The sequence below is a fragment of the Sphingomonas sp. Marseille-Q8236 genome, from assembly GCF_965112005.1.
Window position 1 is genome coordinate 511,788 of record NZ_CBCOPO010000002.1, and the last position, 24,021, is coordinate 535,808.

Annotated in this window: 9 protein-coding genes and 1 tRNA gene; 5 read left to right on the forward strand and 5 right to left on the reverse strand. The window is 64.1% G+C overall.

What is annotated here, in order from left to right; genetic code table 11:
* Positions 1–37 precede the first annotated feature (37 nt).
* Positions 38–112, forward strand: a tRNA-Gln gene (locus ACWPWT_RS14755).
* A gap of 112 nt (positions 113–224) precedes the next feature.
* Complete coding sequence (locus tag ACWPWT_RS14760; RefSeq protein WP_454280309.1) at positions 225–2,315, forward strand: integrase; 2,091 nt, start codon at positions 225–227, stop codon at positions 2,313–2,315.
* On the opposite strand, the gene ACWPWT_RS14765 is transcribed toward ACWPWT_RS14760, so the two are convergent.
* The 3 genes from ACWPWT_RS14765 to ACWPWT_RS14775 all read right to left on the reverse strand — a co-directional run bounded on the left by ACWPWT_RS14765 (position 2,254) and on the right by ACWPWT_RS14775 (position 7,934).
* Complete coding sequence (locus ACWPWT_RS14765; RefSeq protein WP_454280310.1) at positions 2,254–3,024, reverse strand: hypothetical protein; 771 nt, start codon at positions 3,022–3,024, stop codon at positions 2,254–2,256. The genes ACWPWT_RS14760 and ACWPWT_RS14765 overlap by 62 nt on opposite strands.
* A gap of 304 nt (positions 3,025–3,328) precedes the next feature.
* Positions 3,329–7,057, reverse strand: coding sequence for a hypothetical protein (locus tag ACWPWT_RS14770; protein WP_454280311.1), 3,729 nt, complete (start codon positions 7,055–7,057; stop codon positions 3,329–3,331).
* 118 nt (positions 7,058–7,175) lie between these two features.
* Positions 7,176–7,934: a hypothetical protein gene (locus tag ACWPWT_RS14775; RefSeq protein ID WP_454280312.1), complete on the reverse strand. Its 759-nt coding sequence runs from the start codon at positions 7,932–7,934 to the stop codon at positions 7,176–7,178.
* Between the two features lie 169 nt (positions 7,935–8,103).
* Here ACWPWT_RS14775 and ACWPWT_RS14780 point away from each other — a divergent pair, with 169 nt between their 5' ends.
* The 3 genes from ACWPWT_RS14780 (at position 8,104) to ACWPWT_RS14790 (ending at position 14,956) form a co-directional block, all read left to right on the forward strand.
* The gene (locus ACWPWT_RS14780; RefSeq protein ID WP_454280313.1) at positions 8,104–10,944 is read left to right on the forward strand and encodes a hypothetical protein; all 2,841 of its coding nucleotides are present in this window, start codon (positions 8,104–8,106) and stop codon (positions 10,942–10,944) included.
* A gap of 87 nt (positions 10,945–11,031) precedes the next feature.
* The gene (locus ACWPWT_RS14785; protein WP_454280314.1) at positions 11,032–14,316 is read left to right on the forward strand and encodes a hypothetical protein; all 3,285 of its coding nucleotides are present in this window, start codon (positions 11,032–11,034) and stop codon (positions 14,314–14,316) included.
* Positions 14,317–14,332: 16 nt separating this feature from the next.
* The gene (locus ACWPWT_RS14790; protein WP_454280315.1) at positions 14,333–14,956 is read left to right on the forward strand and encodes a hypothetical protein; all 624 of its coding nucleotides are present in this window, start codon (positions 14,333–14,335) and stop codon (positions 14,954–14,956) included.
* Positions 14,957–15,474: 518 nt separating this feature from the next.
* Here ACWPWT_RS14790 and ACWPWT_RS14795 read toward each other — a convergent pair.
* A complete protein-coding gene (locus tag ACWPWT_RS14795; RefSeq protein ID WP_454280316.1) occupies positions 15,475–19,608 on the reverse strand; it encodes a hypothetical protein in 4,134 nt (1,377 codons plus the stop codon).
* 288 nt (positions 19,609–19,896) lie between these two features.
* On the reverse strand, positions 19,897–23,616 hold the full coding sequence (locus ACWPWT_RS14800) for a hypothetical protein (RefSeq protein ID WP_454280317.1): 3,720 nt from the start codon (positions 23,614–23,616) through the stop codon (positions 19,897–19,899).
* Positions 23,617–24,021: the final 405 nt, after the last annotated feature.

Here is a 24,021-nt window from a genome sequence, read left to right on the forward strand (position 1 = left end):
AAGAGCGGCGCGCCGGGTATAAGGCGCGCCTCTCCACTGGGGCGTCGCCAAGCGGTAAGGCAACGGTTTTTGGTACCGTCATACGCAGGTTCGAATCCTGCCGCCCCAGCCAAGCACTGATTGCCCCAGCTAAGGGGACGGAAAACTGCGGTTTTCGGTAACTTGGCAGGGATTCAACCATCGCAGTGGCGTCAACTGACGCCAGTCGATGGAGCCAGTCCCTGATGCCAGCGATCGAGAACGTCACCCGCCGCAGTGCGGTCTATTGGTGGCGGCGAAGACTGCGTTTGGCGCCAGCGAGCGCAAAACCTATAACCGTAGTGATGATGGTCAGCCTTCTGACGAAGGACCAGCCGGTCGCGCGTCGACGCGCGGTCGCGATGACCGGGCAGAGCGAGACGGTGCGGATGAGCCTGTACGAAAAGATTGAGCGAGACGGCCTTACCGCCGACCAAGCCAGTGCCATATTTCAGGAGGAGATGATCCGCTACCGGAATATGCTGGCCTATCAGCACCAGTCGATCCAGCAGGACGGCGAAGGCCATGTCGCGGAACGCTTCGCGCAGATGCGGGCCATCTATGGCGCGGTGAACCGCGATTTTGCCGACAATGGCTTCACTGATTTTCTGGGAATCGATTATGTTGGCGGCTTCGACAGCCGCTTTGCCGACTTGGACGACGACGCACGCGGGCATCTCTATGCGATGCTCGGCCGAACCCCCGAATTGCCCGAGCATCTGCTGAAGGAAGCGCGAGACTTATTGCGCCGCGTGGGTATCGACGAATCCGGCGACCGGAGTGAGGCCGCCCGTCAGATCATGTGTCAGGCGCGAGCGGCGGCCGCGGCGTCGTACGCCGATCCGGCGTTGCAGGACATGGCCAATCGAATGGCCGTCGCGGCGACCATTATGCGACCCCTCGGCGCGGCGGCTCCTTCGCCCGCACAAAGCGTAGCCCCGACGCCAGCCCCCATGTCCGCGCAGACGGCGGCGAATGTCTCGGCCAATCCCGAGCAATGGGATGAGGAGGATGGGGAGGACGAGAAAGCGGAAAGGCAGCGCTACGCGCGCATGACCCCGTTGGAGGTAGTTGAGGCGTATATGAGCCTCAAGCCAAAGGCCCGAGGGCGCGCCACCGTGACCAAAGCGGCCGCTAACAAGCCTAAGTCACAGGCGAAGACTTGGGCCGACAGTCAGCGGCGTCAGTTTAAGGCGGCGGCCTTCTTGTTCGGCAAGTCGAATGGCGGCAAGCCCTTGGCGCAAACAAGGCAGGAGGATCTCAACCGGTTCTACGACCAGCTCAACCGCATGCCTTCCACGCATCACAAGTCGGTGCGGCACGAGCCGATGAAGATCGAAGACATCTGCCTCGAGGCTGCCGACCGGGTGGAGGAGGCGGAGAAGCACGCAGAAGCCATTAATTTCACGATCGGATTGGATGTCGGTACGATCAACAGGCACTTCGCCAACCTGAAAAAGCTGTCCACATGGCTTGCCAGCAAGACAAAAATGCGGGTGCTTGATTTCTCCGACTACATTCTCGTGGAAGAGGAGCGCGACGAACGGACGGAGCGTGGTCCCTACACCATCCAGCAGGGGCAAGAGCTGTTCGCACTCGGAATCTGGACCGGCAGCCCAACGCTGGACGGCCGGTTCACGAAGGGAAGTGACGGCCGGATTTGGCATGATGCGGCTTATTGGATCATGCCGATTGTCTGGTACTCGGGTATGCGGCGTGAGGAAGCATGCAAGCTGCTCGTCGAGGACATCGGCGAGGAAGATGGCGTCCCGTATTTCGATATCCGCAACACCCGCGCCGGACGGGTCAAAACGGCCAAGAGCACTCGAAAGGTTCCCATCTGCGCGGAACTTCGCCGGCTCGGCCTGCTGGACTACGTTGCCGCGATGCGGGCGGCGGGCGAAGAATATCTCTTTCCGGAAATCGTGCCCGGCAAGGGCGGCCGACCGTTGGGCGATGTGTTCTTCAACACCATCTGGCTGAAGATCAAGCCGCTGCTGTCGCTCATCAAGCCGGGCCAGGCGGTGCATAGCGGCCGACACATGGTCAGCACCGAGCTAAAGGCGTTGCAGACCTTCGAAGAGACGCGGGCCGACCTCCTCGGGCAGCAGATTGGCGGCGAAAATGCCGTTCGCTATGCGGGAGCGACGCGGTTGGAGATCCTGGCGGATGTCGTGGACCGCCTGCCCATCGTCACCGGCCATCTGCCGTCGCCCGAAACCATTAATCTTCTTCCTAAGCATCTGCGCTGTGCGCGCCCGACACGTCAGTCGGCGGGCCGGAGGACGCGAGGCTGACCGGCGCGGTTACAGCACGGAGATCAGCGCAGCCCCATCCGGTCCATCTTCTTGAGCAGGCCGACGCGCGACAGACCCAGTTCGCGCGTCGTATGGGTGTGGTTGTGCCCGGTCCGCTGAAGGCCTCGACGATGCGGCGGCGTTCCAGAGCGGCGATTTCCTCTTCAAGACTTTGGGGGGCGATGGTGGCGACGCTCCCTACCGGTAACGGAGCGTCGCCGACCGCGAAGGCGAGGTCGGCGGCCGTGACGATGGTGCCCGCCGCGCCCAGGATCGCCAGCGCTGGGGCGCATTCGACGGCGGCGCGCAGTTCGCGGACGTTGCCGGGCCTTCCCCGGCCCGCCAACCAATTCAGCGCGTCCGGCAAGAAGTTGGCCCGACCTTCGGCCGCCCGCCGCAGGAACAATCTGGCGAGCAGCGGTACATCGGTCGCCCGTTCGGCCAGCGACGGCGTGCGTAACACGACGCCCTTCTGCCGATAGAACAGGTCGGTTACGACGCGCTGGGTGCCGTGCGGCTGAACGAAGGACAGCTTTTGGGATCGCCCCGGGCGGGCCTGAACGACGGCTGTTAGGGCGCAGAGCCGACCGGCTGGTTTGCGAGACATGGATGGCGAGTTTCGGCAAGAGCCGCCGCTCGCAACAAGGTCGCCGAATTTTGCAGTCTGGTCGGTCGCCGACAACTCAGAATTCGACAGCTCTTGGGACATTTCTGCCGTTCGCAGACGATATGTCGGACGGCAGCTCCTGCCGGGAACGGCCATCCAGCGTTTATCCGACCGGCGTTGCAGAACGACGCGAACTAGGTCGAATTCTGCCAGTCCGCTTACAGCAGCCACGCTCAAGAACCGGACGATCGAAGCTGGCTCAGCTTCTTCGTCTGCAAAAGTCAACTTGCGCGAAGGGGCGGCGCCGAGCCGCATCGCCGCGATAGGCGCGTTGCACGAGCAATTGCAGTTCGTGGAGATCGCCGCCGCCCGCCCGACGCCTCCGAAGATCACCCATCATCAGCCGTCAATCACGCGACGCGAAATGACCGGCGATGCCGTCGAAATCCGACACAATGTCGAAATAGGCATCCGCCTCGCGCTGGAACTGCATCGGAACGAGTGCAGACGTCACGAGGCAGCACTTCAGTCCGATCGACCCTTCGGCAATCCCGGTGGCTTTCGATACTTGCGAGAGATTCGCCTTCAGGAACTTAAAACGATCGAGGTGTCTTCTCGTCGGCCCCCTTCTGCCGCCGCGCTCAACATGGTCGGGACCGAATTCGACCAGGCGTTCGGCGATCTCGCCGACCGTCTTGTCGGCGAGCAGGCGCTTGCACTCGATGACATAGACGGCACCGGTCGATCCGTTCCAGGCCAACACGTCCACGTCTCCGCTCTCCTTGGTTGCACCCAACCGGGTCATCAGGTAGTCGGCTTCGGTCTCGAGCCCAAGCTCATTGAGCCGCGCCGCGACGCGGCGATTGAACTGGTGACCCAGACGGTCGACGGCGCCGCCGACCCAGCGCTTCATCTCCTCGGTCCGGAAGTAGGATTCCGGGAGACGCGCGTTGTAGGCCCGCAGCGCGTACTCCGAGCCGTGCTCCGCGATCACGGGCGACACGATGCAAGTCGGATCCTCGTCGTCATCCAGCTGGACGATTGGCCTAGAGAGCAGGCTAAGTCGTCGGGTGAAGCGCCACGGAAACCAATCCTTCGCGCTTGCGCCGGCTGGCTTCATGTCATTCCATTTCGCGCGTGGAACAAGGGTCCAAGATTCCAGCAGCCTGTCGGCCGCCGCGTCATCCACGCCGTCCATCGCGACGAGATCGGCCTTCAGTTCTGAGCGGCGGACGGTCACCCGCCCGTTGCCCGACGCGACGGCGCGATCACCGAGACGGGAGACGAAGTCGACCATGCGGATCGGCGTCACGCCGTACTCGACCGCGAACGCCGCATCGAATTCCTCGTTGGTCTCGCGTTCGTATTCCTCGTCATCGATCTGCTCGGGCATCTCGTAGAACGTGTCGTACCCCTCCGCCGCCGCATCGAATTGGTCCCGCGACAAGGCGACCATGAATGGCCGGTGGATCCGCTCCGCGAACTCGTCCTCGAACCGGAGGACGCCGCTCGGCTTGATCTCGATGCGCTCGGCAAACCCATGATGGATCTCGTCACTGCGCGACGCGACCCCACAGAGGAGCGAAACGTGCGCCAGGAGGAAATCGAGGTCGTCCAGAGAACAGGTGCGTCCCCCGGTTTCCGGGGAGGTGCAAACCGCCATCTCGATGACGACGCGGCAGCTCAGTCCCACCTCAGAACGCGCGCTCTCGCGCTCGACCGCGGCGCGCATCACCTCCTCGCGTGGATGGAGGTGGAGGACGGCGGCGGCGGTGTGGCGCCAGGTGGCACGGTCCCGGTCGATCGCATTGTGGTTGTCGATGCACGCTTCGATGACCGACGTCCGATCGATCAGCTCGAGCCGCGCGCGTATCTCCTCCCAAAGGACCTCGACGGATTTCTGCAGCAGCTTGCCGGCTTCGGCCGTGTCCTCGACTACCCGGGCGTCCCCCTGCGCCACGCCGCTTCGCTGCGCGAGCCCGATGTCCGCCCAGGCCCTCACCTCGGGCTGCATCATTCGGGCGCTCGGCAGCTCGGCCGTGGCGAGAATGAAGTCCCCGGCCGTCTTGGGCGTCAGCACATGGAGATGCCGTGATGACCTGTCCTTGACGATCGAGGAAGCGATCTGCTCGGCCAGACCGCTGTCGGCCGATCCGACGAGGTCGAGCGCGCCCTGTACGACCGTCTCGACCATCCAGCGGTCGCCAACATTGTCGGGACGGCCGAAGGCTCTGAGGTAATCCACCGGGCAATCGATGCGGATGTCCTCGCCGACGATGTTGAGAACTGGCCTTGCGGGATCCGCGTCATCCGCGACCGTCGCCGCGTCGAGATCGGTCCCTTCGGGGAAAGTCAGCTCGATGCTGATGAACTGGGGCAACGGATCGGCAACCCCGGCCAGCGCCGGCGCGATCATGACCACCCAATTCCTGAGCATGTCCCAGACACGGTAGGACAGCGACCTCGACGGCGTCGGGGCAATCCCCGCGATCGTGATCCACCAGTTGCGTCCAGCCACCTCGATGGCCGCAGCGGGCCGTCCAGCCATCGCGTCGGCGACGCTTACGTAGCTGGGTTCCGTCTGGAGATCGGCGAAGTACATCTCGGTCGAGGGTCTGCGGACCTCGACGAACGCATTGCGTGGCTCGACCCGCACCGCGTGCTTGTCGAGCGCGCGACGGATCCGCACCCGGACCGACGTGAGGTAGTCGGTACCGAGCTGGATCAGCGTGCGGCCGCGCTCGGCGTCCTCGGGAAGGATCTCGAAATCGTTGCCCTCCACGAAGCCGTAGAGATTGAGGAAACCGTTCGGATTCACGAGCTGGCTCCGCGTCAGGCGAAGCTGCCGTTCCTGATCGAGGATCCGGTAAATCTGCAGCGCTGACGTGTTCGAGTCGTCGGCGAAGAGCTCCAGATCCTCGGCGCCGAGTCCTACGAAGGGCCATTCGGGCGGTACGCGTCCGGGGTCGGCCATGAAGCCCCTGCCCAGACCGCCGAATGCGAGGATCGTCATCCCAATCCGGAAATCCGGCATCGCTTTGATCTTGGCGATACCAGCGTCGACGAGGCGTCGCACATCGGCGGACACGTCCTTGACCGAGCGGAAACCTTCCTCCGCGACCTCCTCGACGTCATCCTGGACGAAGATGACGTGCGCGTAGGCGCCGACGTCGAACGTGCAGATCATCTCGACTGCGCCGGACCGCGCGTCTCCGTCGGGCCTCGTTACCCGATCCAAGCCGAGGCCGATGCAGGCGCTCATGACGCTATTGCCGAACTGATAGTCCGTCAGCTTTTCCTGAAAACGTTCGCCTTCTTCGTTGTTCAACGCCATCTCGACGGCGCGCCGCCTGATCGCGGCGCCAATCGCCGTCGGCAGGGTGACGACAAACTCGTCGCCGTCCATCAGGATCGGCCGAGCTTCGAGCGAGGTCCAGCTGATCGTCTCGCTGCGCAGCACTGCGCTGTGGCCCGGGTCGAAGACGAACGGGCGCAGGTCGAATGGCTCGATTTCGAGTTCCGCGAGTTCCGCTAGCGTGAACCGGACACGCGCCGACAGCTCGTCGATCCGCCTCGTCGGGAATTGGACACGGGCAAGCCGTCGTCCTCCGCCGGTGACGTTGCGGGAAAGTCCACTGCGTTCCGCAATGGCGGTGCTCAGGTTGAGGAGCGCCGACGCCTGCCGCAGGCAGTGCGGAGCCCATGTACTTCCGTCGCGCCCGCACGCGGTGACAGCGTAGAGCACGGCCTGCACATAGGCCGCGTTGGCCTCCCAGATGCCCTCGAACAGCAGCGAGTTGCCCGCTCCCGACACCACGTTGGCCACGAACACGTCCTCGGGAGGATCCTCCTGGTGCCCGACCCGGTCCTCGCCGAGAATCTCGTTCAGCCATTCGCGGAGCTGGGCCGCGGTCGGTCGCACCGTTCCGTTGGCACGGAGCGCAACCAAGTGGATCAGCACCTCGAACCTGACGGCATTCGCGTGCAGATCGGGATCCGTCAGCAGACCGCCGAGCATCGCCAACGTCGCGGCCTTGTCGAACTTGTCCAGCCGCGCCGCGAGCTTATCGAGGCGTTCCTCGATCGGCCCGATCGCCATCGCGTCGGTTGCCGCCATCATCGCGTCGAGCATCATTCCTTCACCTGTCACCATTCGACCCTCCTAGGCTGAGGGTGCCCATTGGTGACAACGCCCGCGCGGTGAGATGAATCCGAAATGGTGGTTGGTTCCGTTCGAAGCAAGTGCGCCTCCGTCAAACAGTTCCGGGAGTTGCGCGAGCGCCCGGTAAGGGGGACCAGTCTCGTGCGCGGCGCTTGCCTTCAAGTATCAACTCGCCGATCGGATCCTCGATTCCCGACGCGAAGATCGCCGCAGGCCCTGCAAGGAAGAAGTCGTCCATCATCCAGTCGACGAGCGCGATGGCTCGATCGAGCGGCAAACGATCGAATGGCTCGAGGTCTGCAATCTGCAACGCGACGACGTAATTCTTCTCCCAGCGTCGGCGCGGATAGGCGAAATCATGCTTCGTCGATGCCTCAGGCTGAAACTGTCCCAAACTGTCGGCGCGTCCGCGCGACACCGCGACCCAGGCCAACGCCTGCGCCGCGTCGCTGACGCGAAACCAGCCTAACTCGCGGTTAGCCTCGTCATTCCCCATCCGATGGCCGGGCTGGTGGAATGCGATCGACGGCTCAAAGTCCATCCCCATGCACTGGCAGTAGGCAATCAGGTTCGCCGCCAGCTGCGAAGGCGAAGCGAGCGGATACCGCGCCCGCCCCTTCGCGATCGCCGCGATGCGCGAGATGAGGTTGCGATCTGGAATGATGACCGTCTTCTCGCCCATCAGCTTCGAATACTGGACCGACATCAGGTCGAAGGCGCCGCTACCGCAAGGGATGTATCCGGGGACGATCCCACCATCCCGCGTCAGCTCATCGGCGATCTCCATGACATCCTGCAGGGGGAAGTCGGGCGGGAACCGGACAATGAACTCGTCAATGCCGTCGTCCACGCGAAACTCTCCAGGATGTCTGGCCATCTAGCGAAAGATCATCGGCATCGACTAGAACCGCGGCATGGCGGGTGAGGATTCTGTAAGACCAAGTCGGGACGGCGACCAGTTCCATTACTACTGGACGGCGAGACGCTGCCTGCGCCTGCTTCCACCCAACACGGACCTCGTGGCTGTCTCGATCGAAGGTCCGGCGATCCCCGACGGAAGCGCCGTCCGCGATGGGTCGAAGTCCATCGACGTCGCCGAATACTACGGTTCGACGGATCCCGCGACGGCGACACTAACTAACTACGTCCAGTTGAAGCATTCCACTTTGCGCGAGGAGGAGGAGTGGATCGCCAGCACGATGACGGAAACCCTTCAGGATTTCGCGAAGCGCTACGTCGCGCTGGTGGCCAAGTTCGGGGTCGCCGACGTCGCGAAGCGATTCCGCTTCGAGTTCGTGACAAACCGGCCGTTCGCCCCGTCACTCGAAACAGGCATCGAACAACTCCGAAATGGCCAGATCGGCGCCAAAGGCAAGGCGGCCGCCCATGCCATGAGGATAGACTTCTCGATCGCATCCGGGCTCGCGAAGATCCTGAAGCTCACGGGCCGTACCCAAGCCTATCTCGAACAGCGTTGCCAGCTGCATGACGACCTGTCGGGATTCCTGCCCGAGCCAGACCGCGACGCCTCGCTCCAGATGAAGAACCTCGTCGAGCAGCGGGCGACGACCGAGTTCTCGGACCGACCAGAGATCACCAGGATCGACATCCTGAAGGCGCTCGGGACGGACTCCCGCGACCTCTATCCCGCCCCCTCGCTCATCGAACTCCCCGCGAACATCGTCCCGCGAGCGCAACTGTCGAAACTCGCGCAGCGGATCGTCTCCGGCGGCAGTCTCTGCGTGATCAGCGCCGACGCCGGCGCGGGCAAATCGGTGCTGTCCACCCAGATCGGAGCACAGCTTCCCATGGGCAGCGCGACCTTCGTCTACGACTGCTTCGGAAACGGCGCCTACCGGAGCGCGAGCGGCTACCGACACCGTTGCCGGGACGGTCTCGTCCAGCTCGCGAACGAGTTCGCCGGGCGATCGCTCAGTGGACCACTCATCCCGACGAGCAAGGCCGACCCCGCCGCCTATGTCCGTGCCTTCCTCGCCCGGGTCGAGGTCGCCGCGGCGGCAGTCCGGAACGGAAACACGGATGCGATGCTGTGCGTCGTCATCGATGCGGCAGATAACGCCCAGATCGCCGCCGACGAGATTCACGACGGCTCCAGCTTCCCACGGCTGTTGCTCCGCGAGAAGTGGCCGGACAACGTCCGCATCGTGATGACCGCGCGCCCGCATCGCGTGAAGATGCTCGCCCCCCCGGCCGACGTACCCCTGCTGGAGCTCGAACCGTTCAGCGAGGCCGAGACGGGCCAACACCTGCGCTCCTTCTATCCGGTCGCGTCTGATCAGGAGGTCCAGGAGTTACATCGACAGACGTCCAGAAATCCTCGCGTGCAGGCAACGGCACTCGCCCAGAAAGGACCGTTGAGCACCGTACTGCTCGGGCTGGCCGGCGACCCGCGCACGGTAGAAGACCTCATCGGAGAACTGCTCGAGCGCGCGGTCCGGAAGGTGTTGGACGACGCACCCGCTACCGAACGGAGCCAGGTCGATGCGGTCTGCGTCGCCCTGGCGACCCTGCGGCCGTTCGTACCACTCGACATCGTCGCACGTGTCGCGCACGTGTCAGTCGCCATGGTGACGAGCATGGCGCACGACCTCCAGCGTCCGCTGATCGTGCGCGAGGATGCCATCCAGTTCAGGGACGAGCCAACGGAGACCTGGTTCAGGCAGAGGTTCCGGCCGACCGGGCCGCAGCTCGACGCGTTCATCGAGCGCCTGCTGCCGATTGCCGCAGGCAGCGCCTACGTAGCGGCGGGGTTGCCGCAACTGCTTCTCGAGGCCGGGCGCTTTGACGACCTCGTCCGGCTCGCATTGACCGACGACGCGCTTCCGACTGAGCCGGCGATGGCCCGTCGCGACGTCGCGCTCCAACGACTCCAGTTCGCTCTCAAGGCGGCCATCCGCGACAAGCGTTATCCCGAGGCGGCGAAGCTGGCGTTGAAGGCGGGCGGCGAGACTGCAGCCGACGCCCGGCAACAGAAGCTGATTTCGGCGAACACCGACCTCGCACCGTACTTCCTCGAGACCGACCAGATGCTCGAACAGGTCACGAGACGCCTCATCGCGGGCGGTGACTGGGCGGGCTCCGCACATGCCTACGAGGCCGCGTTCCTCTCTGGCCGGAAAGACCTGGCCGGAGATGCATCGAGCAGGCTACGATTGGCATACGACTGGCTCCAAAACTGGGCGACGCGGCCGCCCGGAAAGAGCGGGCAATCCGGCAGCGTGTCGGACACGGACGTCGCCGAGATCGCGATGGCCGAATTGAACATGGGCGGCGCCGGTCCCTGCGCCAAGTGGTTGCGGCGATGGCGTCGGCGCGAACGGTCGTTCGGCGCTGGCCGGAAGCTGTGCGTGAGACTGATCGACGCGGGCCGCTACAACGATGTCGCTGACCTCGCCATCTCCGCCGGCAACGACCTGGGCCTCCTTCTCGCGATCACCCTCGAGCTAGCAACGGTCGGCCGTCTGCCCCCCAAGGAAGCCGTCAAGCGAGCGACCCGCATGGTGACGAGCCGTCACGTCCAGATACGCGAACCCTCCAGCTTCGGCGGAGAGGTACTCGTCCTCTGGGCGGTGACGGATCTCGTTGTCGCGGCGGCGAGATACCGGGCGGCTCCGCGCGCCCTGCTGGCCAAGACGCTGTCCCGCTACCTAACGACCAACCCGAGATTGCTTTCCGGACATTCGGCCAACTACCAGAACCGACGCACCGTGCATCTCCGCGCCGTCAGCATCAGGGCGGTTTTACGTGGACAGGCGGTCACGGTGGAGGGACTGAAGCCTGACGAGATGAAGCCACTTCCCCGCTCCTCGCGGGGCAGACGGCGGAAGGACAAGAGGTGATACACCGCCGACCCTGGCGAAGTAGTCCGTTTTGAGGAGCAGATCGGATCGCTCCTTCCCTGGCATCGGCTCTCGGCAGAGGTTCGGTTGCGAAAAGTCTCCGCGGGCGCGCTCGATGTCCGTATCGAGGAAGCGCGATCCGCGTCGTCGTCAGCGCGGGCGAGATCCTACGACGAGGATCGCTCGACCGCCGACGAGATCGCCGATCTCTGGAGTGACGTGGCCTTCGGTGCCGCCGACCGCGGAACTGCACTCGATGGCCTGGATGAGTGGCGGAAATCACTAAGGCGACCGTTGTTCATCCCGACGCTGCTGTCGATAGCGCGGCGCGCGGGACGGACCGACGGCTGTGCAAAGGCATGCATGACGTTCGCGCGTTCCGCATTCGAGACGATGCACGAGGAGCGCGAGGAGGCGCAGAGCATTGCGGAGGTATTCGTCGAGGTCAGCCGCGCCGTACTCCTGACCAGCCTTTCGGAAGCACGCGAATACTTCGAGCAGGCGATTGAGGTCTCGGGCAAGATCGGAGAGGAAAACGTCGACCGATGGCGCGCGCTCTCCGATCTCGCCGTCGCCGCGGGGGCTGATGGTGCCGACCGACCTGAACTCGCGTACCGCTACTCCCGGGTTGCCGAGCTGGTATACGCATATACCGAGCACTTCGACTGGTCCTATTCCATCGAAGCGTTGTCACTCCTGTCTCCTCGGTCGTCACCGACGATCCTCAGTCGGTGGATGGATCGTCGCTTCGGACATGAGGCGACGACGCTGCCTGAGCTGATAAATGCACTCTTGGCGAAGGGCGATGTCGATCCGCGTGACGCGATCTGCCTCCTTCCCATCGAAGGAAGATGGCAGCGTCGCGAGTTGCTCAGCCGCGCCCTCGGCGCGACTACCGATGTTGCAGAGCGAAAACGGATCACCGCCCATTTCATCCGGTATGCGCGGCGAATGCACTTCGACGGTAAGGCTTGGCGCGCCGTCGCGCTTATCCTCGCGAAGCACGGGATCGACGGAAGCGAAGCCATCCAACTTGCGCGTGCGAGCGATAGCGCAGCCAAGGAGAGGGAACGCGCGCGGCCCGCCGTCAAGCGGACAGACAGATTCTCGCGAAGCAGCAGGCGGAGAAACTGGGACAGGATATTTGCGAATGTGGTCCTGACCGATCCTGTTGGCCTCGTCGATGCACACACACGGTTTAAGAAGACCAAGCCACCATGGAGTTCGGAGCTCTTCTACGAGGCCGCGATCGCCAAGGCTGCGCCGGGACAGGAGGCCGACTTGATCGCCGCGCTCGATCTCGCGACGATCGGTGGGGTGTTCGACGCGAAAGGGCTACTCGCTGCCATACCCGATAGCTGGATTGCGAGTCCTGCCGTGCGTCGAGCCGTCACACGGTACGTCAAAGGCTTGGCGCGACGGGAACGCGAGTCGATCACGACCATCCGGACCTATCAGCCTCTGAATTGGCGGCGCCTCGAGCAGTTCGGGATCACCCAGTCCGAGGTGTTCCGAGAAGCGGTCACCGCGACCGCTGAAACCGCGCTGCCCGTGGAGCATGGCCAACTCTTCTCGCTCGCGGGACTGCTCTCGACGCTCATCGGTCCGGACGATGCGGCGGCGGCGCTCGACTACGGGCTCGGGCTCATGGATCCCATGCTGCTCGACACGGACGATGGCGCCTGGAGAACGGAGCTTGAACCACCGCGGACCGTTGAGGAATCGATGGCCGGTTACCTGTGGGCGGCCCTTGCCTCACCCTGGGCCGAGCGGCGATGGGAAGCCGCTCATGCGGTCGGCGCGCTCTGCGCGGTTGGGCGAAGCGAGGTCCTCGAACCGTTGGCGACGATCGCGCAACGTGGCGATGGCGGTCCGTTCTCGTCGCCGCGGCTGACCTTCTACGCCCTCCATGCCCAACTGTGGCTCTTCATCGCCCTCGCGAGAGCGGCGGAGGACCACCCTGAAACGGTCAAGGTTTTCGCGCCGCTTCTCCAGGTGGCGGCACAGAGAACGAACCCGCACGTCCTGAGCCGTGAATTCGCCGCTCGGGCGGTCGAGGCGCTGGTCGCCGCCAGCGCCGTAGCCGGGACGCCGGGACAGAGCACCGCGCTATCCTCGATCAACGCTTCGACGCTACCTCCGGGAAGTAGACGCCCTGGTGGACGCGGTGGCGGTCGGACCACCCCGAAAAGCGGGTTCCTGTTCGGCCACGACTTCGTGCAGAACTGGCTCTCCCCTCTCTCGAACTGCTTCGACGCCAAGCCTGGCGAAGTCGAGGCGGAAGTCGCCTCGACCATGCGACAACTATGGGGAGCCAGCGCGACTGGAAGTTACCGCGACGACGCGCGAGCACTTCGACAGCAATTCAGGGACAACGACATCTATCGTCTCCAGAGCTACTGGCCGAAATCCGACGATCTCTCGTTCTACCAGTCCTCGCACGGGCTGATGATTTCCGCTGGCAAGATGCTCGACCGCGTATCCCTGGCCGTCACCAGCTACGAATCCGATCCCTTCGGCGAATGGCTGGACCGGCACCGTCTCAGCCTCGGGGCCGGCGTGTGGCTCGCCGATCGTCGCGACGACAAACCGTCCGGCCTTTGGCTCGACCTGCCCAGCGAGGGCGCCGCGAAGCTCATCGACGACGCTTTCATCATCCGGCTGCTGCAAGGTCCAAATAACACGATGCACGCTTCGGCGGATTGGGAGGTCCATTACGGCACGATCCGCCAACGCGTCGATATCAACTGCGTGCTCGTGACGCCCGAAAAGTCGGATGATCTGGCCAGGGCGCTGCAGACCGCGCACAATCACAACGACTACCGGCTGCCGACGACCGAGGACGACCACGACGCGATCGACGTGCCCGGCTGGTCGGTGAGCGGTTGGATCCGGGCCGATGAGCGGAGCCGCGCCCTCGACAGGTTCGACCCTTGGGCCGGAGGCCTGTACCCGCGGACTCCAGTACCAGGCGAAAAGGCGATGGCCGCAGTAGGCGTGGCCGGCGATCGAGCGGCAAGGGAATGGCGCGATGCGCGCGGCGGACTCAAACTGAGAGCCGAGATCTGGAGCGATGGCGACGGAGACGATCAGGACGGCGCTCACGACAGCGGTCGACGCCTCCTCGCTTCCCGCAGTGCGCTCGACGCCCTGATGCGGCGCGAGGGCCGCGATCTCCTCTTCGAGGTGCGTCTGAGAGCCGAGCGGATCGAGACGCGACACACCCGCTACATGGACAAGGAACCCTTCGATGAGCTCAGGATCACGCGATACGTCGTCCTCCGCCCCGGCCAGCCAGCCAAAGCAACTGCGCGAAGTCATCGAACTCGGAGAGGCCCTCGTCGCCGAGCTAGGCCTCGACCAGTCGAATGATGTCCTTGGCCGTTGGATGGCGCACCATCTCGCGAGACTGATCGAAGCGGCGAATTCGGCGACCGGCGATGCGCGCGTTGCGGCCGAGGATCGATGCGTCACCGCGATCCTAGAGGTCTGGCGGCATCGGAACTGCCTTCCGCATGGGGCACGCCCGTTCGAACCTGCGGAGCGAGTGCTGGATGTGATCACCGCACTCGATCCCGATGCGAAGCAACCTTTCTACAACCGCTTCGCCTTCAACTGGGACTACCTGGACGAGGACGACCAGCCGAAGCCTGCGGAACGCAAGGTTCTCGACGTCGTCGTCCTTTTCGATCAGGTGGCGCGCCAAGTGCTCCGTCACCTGTTGTCCCGTGCCATCGAGGAGATTCCGGACCGGACCCACGCCTGGGTGAAGCGCGCTTCCGGGATGGGGCTCGCCGGCCGCGACATCGCCACCTTGCGTCAGATTGTCTACGTAACCGGCGACACCGAGAAGGACGAACAACGCAGGCTCGTCGACGAGGTGAACAGCGTGCGGTCGCAGATCGAACGTCTCGAGCGCTTCGCCAATACGGCGAAACTCGTTCAGGACGAGCTCGAGACCCGCCTCGCGTCATTGGAGGCGGAACTTCCCGACGAGGATGCGGAAAACTGACGGCAGATCTACGCGCTGACTCAGCAGCGCTAATGGGCGAGCAACGAAATCAAGCTCGAAGATTGAATTCAGCCAATTTGAAGGATGTCCGCTTTTGGGAATCGACGTCCAAGTGCTAAACGATCGTGATTGGGGCGCCTTGCGGACCGTTCGCTCAGATATGCCCCTTGGCAGGTTCTGCCAGAAGCGGACATCCAAGGTGGCTGATTTGAACGACCGACTTTGGTCGACACCTGCCGGCGGATCGTGGGACATTTCTACCGTTCCATAACAAAGGGTCGAACGGCAGCTCCGGTCAGGTGCTGACATTCAGCGGTTGCCTGATCGACATCGCAGAATGACAGACAGTGGGCCGGTTGCGGACTGGCAGGTTTCGGGCGCCGCCATTCAAAAGCTGCCGTAGCCATTCGGTGCTGATGCACGGCAGCCACCGACCAAGAATCGGTCTTCCACTGCTTCTCCGTTGAACCCCCGGTCCTGCCAAGGCGGGCCATTCGCGGGCTGACAGCTGCCCACAGTTAACCGTCGCCATCCGAGGTGATGTCCATCTCCTCGTCCTCGTCTTCGTCGGCGTAGCGCTCTTGTTCCTCGGCGAGCTTGGTAAGCCTCTTGCCGTTCCAGGACCAGGCTTGATGCAGGTCGTTGGAAGCCACCAAATCGGATGTGACCGAAGCGTGCCTGTTCTCGAACACGAGCCACACGATCCGGGATTTCGTCGCGGTGAGATAGGCGAGCAATTTCGCCTTGTCGAAGATCAAGGCGACATCGTCGCCGTGGCCGATCTGTGCGGCGATCACCTCGCCGGATGCATTGATCCAGCTACGCGCGCCGTCCCATTTTGCCATATTATGGATGACGAGGTTCGAAGCTGGTACCCAGAGCGAATGCGTCGGAGTTTCGGGATCGTCGAAATGACTGACGATCACCGATGCAGGAATGCCGAACTCGGGATCGAGCGACCAGTGGCTGGAATGGGCGCGCAGGGCGGCGCCTCCCGGTAGTTCGCCCTGATACAGATCGCGCAGTTCGGGAATGTCCGAGCGGGGGATGGACGAGGCGAAGGACTTCTTCAGCGCGTTCATCTCGCTGTCGGGAACCAGCATCGCCGCCACGCGCCGGGGGGCGAGCAGATAGCGCCCGCTCGCCTCGTCGTCATATCGCCAGCTCTGATATCCGGCCAGCAGCAGCCACTTCTCGCCAACCAGTTCGATGTCCCGGCAGGTGAACAGTTCGGCAGCCCAAGCCTTCGGCTCGCGTGCCTCGGGGCGGGTGGATGGGGCGGTGAAGAAATCCCGGACGCTTACGCCGGGGATCGGCTCCGCCAGGTCATCCGACAAGTCCGTCGGATCGAGCGTGCGAAGCGCGACAGCCTGCAAGTCAGTTGGGTTTCGAGGCGATCCCCAAGAGGGCGGTTCATGGGGAACGTGATCGTGGAGGCGACCCAGCAGCCGCGCCAGGAATATCCACTGATGCTTCTTGCTGACGCGCCGATGGCGGTTGGGCACGCCGCGTTCCTGGCCATGCTCCTCGCTGAGCTTCCAGTCATAGGCGAGCGCGAATTTGCTCGGACCATCATAGCCAAGCGCCAGGATTTGCTCGACAATCCACTGGTTGACGCGCGCCAGCGTCAATCCGGCGGCGACAAGGCCGAAATTTCTGGCGGCCGGCTCGACGACGTAGCGCGCGAAGTCGGGTTGCCACTGTTTCCCTAGTTCCAGGTTCTTCGGCAGGTCGGGATGCGCGGCTTCCAACGCCGCCCAATCCGGAAACATGAAGTGAAGCGGCCACGCGCTCGCATAGGGTGGCTGCACCGCTGCTGGAGCCGGTGTGCTTGCCATGGTGCCTGCCGCAACGCCCTCTTCGACGATGAGCCGCCCCAGATCTCGGAGTAGCACATTCTCGGGCGGCGTCCCCGAAGCGAAGAAACTGTCGAAGACCATGTCGGCGATCTTGCCCCAATAGGCCGGATCCCGCTTCAACAGACCCGTGCCATACGCCGAATTCAGCACGCGCTCGCGAATGAAATCATCGTCGCATCGGATGAAGCTGTCGAGCAGCTCGCCCGATATCGGCTGTGCGACCAGGAGGCGCGTCAGCGCCTGGGACGCCTCATCGCGAATGAGCAGGTCGGCGCTGCCGGTGAACCAGGCCAGGGCAATGCCGAGAAGAGCGGCCGATTCCGTCGACAGGTGAGAAAGGTCCTGATCCCGCGCGATACTGACGAGTTGGTGGCCCGAACCCCCTTGCTCCCAGGCCTGCTTCAGCGCCGAGGCCCAGAGAGCGTCCCGGTCGAGTTGCTGATAGCTCCGGAGCCGCGAGTCCAGCCACTCTGCATTCAGCGGATGCCTGGGCACCGCCGCCACCGCGAGAACCTTGTCGAGAACGTCGATGAGATCGACGAACCTCCCGTGGTGCAGCACCCAGGCCGTGCTGGTGAAACTGGCGAGATCCCGCCAGGCCAGAACGCCGAGTGCGAGCATCGTGACTTCCAGGTCGGTCGCAGTTCCCCTCAGCAGGTCGGCGATCTCGATGCCGTGCAGTTCGGGCAGGAGGATCGAATAGGCCTGGATGAGGCCGGCGTTCTCGGACACGGCGTCCGTCGTCGCCACAAGCGCCGCCAGGTCTCCCGAAAGGAACCGTGCGATGACGGTCGCCTTGTCCTGGTCGGCGATGCTCGCTTGCGCGATCAGCACATCGCCCAGGCGCTCGAAGGCGAACCGGAGGAAAGGGCTGCCACTGTCGGACGCGACCGAGACCAGGTCGGCCTCTTCCATCGCTCTGAGCAAGGATTTCGATGCGCCCTGCGCTGGCCGAACGCCAGCCAGGATCGTCTGGGCATCGGCCAGCGGTAACAGGCGCACGCCTTTCTGTCCCATCGCTTTGGCTAGGGCCAGAGCGCCGTCTTGCACCGGATTCTCGATGCGGACGTCGAAGTCGAGCAGTTCGGCTGCCTTCCTGTTCGCGCCGTCGAGGATCGCCGAGATCAGCTTGGTAAGGCTGATCTGGCCGCCTGGAATGCGATCCCACTTCATGTTGACCGCCGCCCGGCAGACCAGATGCAGGAACAGCGGATTGGCGAATTCGGGTTGCGCGACCACTTCGGCGGGCGGGCCAACCTTGTAGAATGCCGCAAAGGCGTATGCGGCGTCATATTCGCGGCCGGCAAAGCCCGCATGCGTGAAGCTGGGCAAGTCGTCGGCTGCGGCCCCGAGTGCGTCCTCGATGAAGATGTCCCGGCAGGTGAGGAGCAGCTTGATCGGCTGCCCAGCGACATCGGCCTTGAGCTGGGGAAGCCAGGATCGCCATTGCTGGCGATCAGGGGTCTCATTGATCGCATCGACACAGATCAGGAACGGCGCATCGGTGCCTTCTGCGAACGCGGCCAACGCGCCGAGAATCTCGGACTTGCTCGCCGTCGGGCCGATGCCCAGTTTGCTCGCCACCACGCTCCACAGGTTCTGGCCGTGCGTAATTTCCTGCCCGAGTAGGGCCAAAGCGCCGCGCCCTGCAGCAACCCGTTCCTTGGTGGCATCGATCGTGGTGTGGGTCTTGCCGATGCCGGCGGGCCCCCGCATGAGCAGGGTGTCCGCTCCGGCTGCGATCGCAGCCGGGCTCTCGGCAAATGCGAGGATGTCGTGAAGGAGCGTGCATGCCTCGCGGGCGTGATCGAGATCCGCGGCGGGGAACGCAGCCTGATAGGCGGACTGATATTGCCGCCAGCGGATGTTGTCGTTCTGAGCGCCGTGCGTGTTATCGAATGCGCTTTTGACCGCGGCTTCAAGGGACTGGGCTATGGGAAGCGTCTGACTGGCGAGCCTTTGCAGCGCTGCGCGATCGACTTCCGTGAAGGAAAGATCCTCGACCGCGGCAAAGCGAAGGTTCGCATCGCTCAGGGCTGCCAATATCTGCGCGGACGGACCCGGATGCGCTTTGGGCGGCATGCGGCTCCAGACACGAATAGCCCTTCGCAACCGCGCACCCCAGCCTTGATGGGCCGCTGGCCAATCCGGATCGAGGCAAAAAGCCTTGATCGTATTACCAGCATCGTTTCCGACCCGGAGACGGGGCGAGTATCGAGGCCCGGCAACGCCTTCGGCGACAGTCACGGCGCTTTCGAGCGTCGCCATGCTCAGGTTCGGCGAGCCGAACCAGTACAATATGCGCCCATCGGAATTGTCCATTCCGAGGAGCCGAGACTTCAATTCGCTCTCATGCCACCACTCGACCTTGATCGTGGCGCCGCGCTTGGCGGCACGACCGATCAGGCTCTTCCGCCAGGTCTCGAGCTTCTCCGCCTGGCCTTCGCCGGCACGCGCCTTGACCGTCGGTGTCGGGTCAAATGGCAGGGTGACGACATAGGTTTCGAGATCGGGATGATTGTCGAGTGCGGTGTCGAGCGACTTCTCGAGTTGCGCGAGATGCGCGGCCTTCAAAGGCAGGAAGTATTTCGACTGGAGGCCGATGACTTTGCCGCTGGGGAGGCGCCAGATCGCTTCGACGCCGCCATCGCCACCGGCGCCGCGATAGCGCTCGTAGCTCGAACCCGCAGCCACGCTCTCACGATGGAATATCTGAGCGGAGAACTCTTCAAAACCCTCTCTCTGATCGCCGCGCTCGGCACGAATTTTTGTGAAATCGATATCAGGGATCATTCGGCAGCCAGAATAGCAGGTTTCAATTGCTGTCCGTTTAAGCGGAAAGGAGCCTCGCGTCATCCAGTCGATGAGCACTCACAGCTCGATTTGTTCGACATTGAAGTGCTGCCCTCCTTCCCATATGTTTGGCCCGACGTCTGGTATTGATACACCTGTAACGTTTCTCGCATGACGGCCGGTGGCCGACAATTGCCACCTCATCCATTGCTTTCTTAGGGACGGCAGGTGATCAAAACGGGCTCTTCTGACGCAGTGGCGCAAATGTTTGCTCACGACTCTGTTTTGTTATCGGCGCCGTTTGCGAGACGCACTCCAATCAACTGAGCCGACGTCCTTCAGCCTGACGAAGGTCGCGTCGGGAGAGGGATTGGTTTCGACGAACGCCATCGGTTGCGGCGAGTCCACCACGACGAGACCGTGGACGACCGGCACGTTAGGTAGCCTGTAGCGACGCGTCAGCGCCTCGACGTGTTCCCGGACGTGGGCTGCTCGCTTCAGATGGCGCATCAGGTTGTCGGGCTTATTGTCGTGCCTGGGCAAACCGCGGTACTCCGACAGCCGCCTAGCCGTCTCCGCAAGGGTCCGGCAGAGCTTGATGTCCTTCGCCTCGATGACCCAGACGTGCCGCCGGTCCTGACTGAAGGCGAGCACATCTATGTCGCCGAGGAGCTTCATATCGGGCGTCGCCTTCTGATTCAGCGCTGCCCAGGGCGCGACGCCTGGCGCGGCGTCCAGCCCCAGCGCAGCGAGCGTTTCAGCGACGCGGACATTGAAGGCGTTTCCGGCGGCGTTTGAGGCACGACCGACATGACTGCGCATGACTTTGCTCGACCAGAACCGGTCCTGGAGGCTGCCGTCATAGGCGCCGGAGAGATTATGGATGGCGGCGCGCTCAACGACGGCCGGTGCCACGGCGATCATCGGATCCCCATCCGCGTCGATCGCGAGGAGGGGACGGCCGATGATCGACTGTGGCCGGTCGAACCGGCCCAGGTCATAGTCGTTCGGGAAAGCATCCGTCGGGACATCCCTCCATCCGTCTCTCGATCGCAGCGTCAAACGCTCGATCATCGGCTCGATCGCCTCGCCCTCGCCAAGACCCATCGCAACGAGTCGCCGGACGAGCTCCGATCTTCTGAGAGTCACCACGTCGCGGCGATCGGCGATCGCGAGCTCGCAGGTGCTGGCGCTCAGGTCGCCGAAGGTTCGCAAGGAGCAGTGGAACTCCGCCTCGAGCGCCTGGACAAGTTCGGGCTCGAGCGATCCCTGGTCCTCGCGCGGGTTGGCCATCCTCTCGTCATAGCGCTCGATGTCGCGCTCGCGCGATTCCGCGTGCATGATGGTCGAACTGGGCGCCAGCGTGTTCTCGCCGAAACTGTGATCGTAGAGGAGGTCGCCGGTCGGGCTGATGACAAGGCGCGGCGTGAGCCTGTCGCCCATCAGCGCCGGCAGCAACTCGCAATATCCAAAGTGCTGGAGCGCGACGGCGCGCAGCTCGTCGAGGTCCATGGCGCCGACCGGGCTCCCGCCTTCCGCCGGCGCATGGGACGCCGCCACTTCGGCGAGCATTGCGCACGCGCGCAGGTTGGCGTTCGTGGCGTTGCGGTGCTCGAGACTGACCTTGCGGTCGGCGTCGGCGCCGTGGATCGCGCGAAGCGCCCGCGCCGTGACGGCCCAGTGCTGCTCATCCGCGATGCTGGCTTGGAGCAGCGACAGCGACGCAGTGACCAGCTCCAGGCGGTCGTAGTGCGCGACAGAGACGAGAAGGCGCTCGAGCGTGCGTGCATGCAGGGACTTCAGAAGCGCCGCGCACCTCTCCCGCCCCTCGATGACTTCTCCGGGACCGTGGCCTAGCCCGAAGGCATGGCCCTGCTTGACGATGGACACCGCGGATCGCGGGACTGGGCTGAACTTGCGCCCGATGATCTGGTGCAGCCGGAGCTGGTCGGCGACGCGTTCCGGGTAGTACGCGTGCCGCCAGCGGACGTCGGCCGACGGGACCTTGGACCTCACCCGGCCGACCGCGGTCGCCCGGTCGATCTCGTTGCCGATGGCCTGCTGGATTGCCTCCAGAAGCGCCGCAGCGAGTGCAATCTCGGCGCGGTTGTCCACGCGTCGGGCGCCCGCCTGCCAGAGGGCGGACGCGCTAACGATGCCGGTGCGCTCGACGGGATCGGCTGCGACCGCAACGGCGTCATCAAGCTCCTGATCGGTCGGAAGGGTGGCCGCCAGATCGTCGATGGGTTCGAGGCGCAAGTCGATCATCACGGGCGTGATCGCCGCGTCGTCGCCGTGGTCCACCAGGTCGGCGATCAGCGAAATCCAGTGGAGCGCAGCCTTCCAGTTCTGGTAGCCATCGTCGAAGCGGTCGGGCGCACCGGGCGAACGTAGGCGAAGCCAGAGGGGGGATGGTCCGACGAGAACGGTTCCGAGAAGAGTGCCTTGCCGAATTTCGCTGAACGACGCGTAGATCGGCTCGAGGACGCCGAAATCGGCGATCGGGTCCAGTCGTCCCACGGTCCGCCAGCTGCCATCTGGCAGTTGGACGCTCCGCCGGTCGAACGCGTCAGCGGCGCGCTGGCGGGCCTCGAACAGGCTGTCGGTTGGGATTGCGATGTTGACCGGAGGGACCAGGTCGCGTCGCCCCTGGGGTACGAGCGTATGGCCTGTCTGGAGCCACCATTCGTGGAGGTTGAGTGGACCGCTCAGGTTCTGAAGCTCGATCCCTTCGGACTGCACCATGTCCTCGAGGACATCCAGCCTCCAGAAATCCGTGAGCGTACCGTCCTTCGCGCCTCCGAGCGCTATCGCGTCGGCGACCTCGATCCCCGCGAAACGCCAGGCGCGGAGGTCGTCGGGATGCCGGAAATCGATGACTTCGCCCGGTCCCCATCCTCCCATGAGGTAGACGGTCACACCTGCCATGAAGCCGGGTCGAGCCTCGCAAGCCTCGTTTGCGGACCGCATCGATGTGATTATCCTGGCCTGCCGCTCGCGGTTGGCAGGCGCCATGTCGCCGAACCCGGCCTCGCGCCAACCAGACAATCTTCCGGCGATCAGCTCGAGGTGGACATAGCGTCCGGGCGCCTCTTCGCGGACCAGGGAGCGCGTAGCCTCCCCGAGGCTCCATCGGGTCGGCACGCCTTCCAGGTTGGCGAAACCGATCTCGGCGAGGCGCTCGGCCTGGACCGCGAGAAGTGCGTTGCCGATATCCTGCTCGCGCCCGGTCTCGAGCATATGGTCGACGATTGCCGCGCGCACGGCCAGGCTGACCGCGGACGGGATAGCAAGCAGGATGCCGGTCGGCGTGCGGAGCAGCGGACGCGTGTCGAGCGCAGCGCGGCCAGCCGCTGAATCAATCGACGGTGGTAGGTCGCCGTCTTCGACTATGAAGCGCTCAATCAGTGCAGGCTCGAGCTTGGCCGAGGCGAGCGCGCTCGCCGACCAGTTCGGCTGGGCGGTCAAGGCGAACAGCCTTGTGTCCGGCGGCACGGGGACGTCGCCCCATTGTCGACCACTTCCCGGCACCCGGAGCCCAAGCCCGGCGCGCTCGGCGGTCAGGTCGGAAAGCAGCAGCAGGGCGTGGACGGAGGAAAGTACCTCCAGGTCGCGTTCGTCGGCGATCCGTTCCGCCGCTTCCAACAGGGTTTCGGTGTAGAATGTCGGGTGTGCCCAGGTACCGCAGATCAAACGCCTGTCGCCGCGCCGAGTCGAGACGGTCTGCAGGAACAGATCCTCCGACGGGCCCTCGAAACGCGAGATGTCGGATTTGCCGAAGTCGGCGTTGAGAAGGCGCTGGAGGTCGCTGCGACCCGGCCGAGTTCCGCCCTTCGCTAGGCCGGCGACCAGACGACTCGCCCAGTAAAGCCGGACCGAATGGACGTGCAGGCGCGGATCGAGCTGCAGCGCGGCGAGGGTGGACAGTGCCGAGTTGCGATCCCAACGCGCAATCCTACGGCCCATCTGCGGGCTGCGCGCAATCGCCTCCGCGGGGGTGCTGGGCAAAGGCCGCATCATCCTCGGGCTGAACAAGGCTAGCGGCGCCAGAACTTTCGGCTCGTCTTTCTCTGACGCTGAGTTCGTGAACGGTATCCTTCCCATGAACGCATGATGTTACGGTCAACGGCAGGCGTCTAGGGTAATATCCGCGCTGTGCGACCAGCACGGCCCGCGATCGGCGAGAATTGCGGGCGGGGTGCCGACTGTTATCAGAATCCGCCGTTCGGAAGGGTTGGGTGTAACGACCGCTTTGTCCCCAGACCCGACCATTCGCCTGCTATTTGAACGAACAGCAGCTTTTAGGATCGACATCAATCGTGGGAATGCCGACATTGAGGCGCACTGCTGCCGGTCTGCTCATCGAAGCGGGAATGGCGGATTTCGGCAAGAGCGGCCGTTCGGCGCAAGTCT

Bases quoted from the DNA above. Each gene is read 5' to 3' on its own strand.
- ACWPWT_RS14795 (WP_454280316.1), bottom strand. From the start codon at position 19,608: ATGATCCCTGATATCGATTTCACAAAAATTCGTGCCGAGCGCGGCGAT.
- ACWPWT_RS14765 (WP_454280310.1), bottom strand. From the start codon at position 3,024: ATGTCCCAAGAGCTGTCGAATTCTGAGTTGTCGGCGACCGACCAGACT.
- ACWPWT_RS14770 (WP_454280311.1), bottom strand. From the start codon at position 7,057: ATGATGCTCGACGCGATGATGGCGGCAACCGACGCGATGGCGATCGGG.
- ACWPWT_RS14790 (WP_454280315.1), top strand. From the start codon at position 14,333: ATGGCGCACCATCTCGCGAGACTGATCGAAGCGGCGAATTCGGCGACC.
- ACWPWT_RS14760 (WP_454280309.1), top strand. From the start codon at position 225: ATGCCAGCGATCGAGAACGTCACCCGCCGCAGTGCGGTCTATTGGTGG.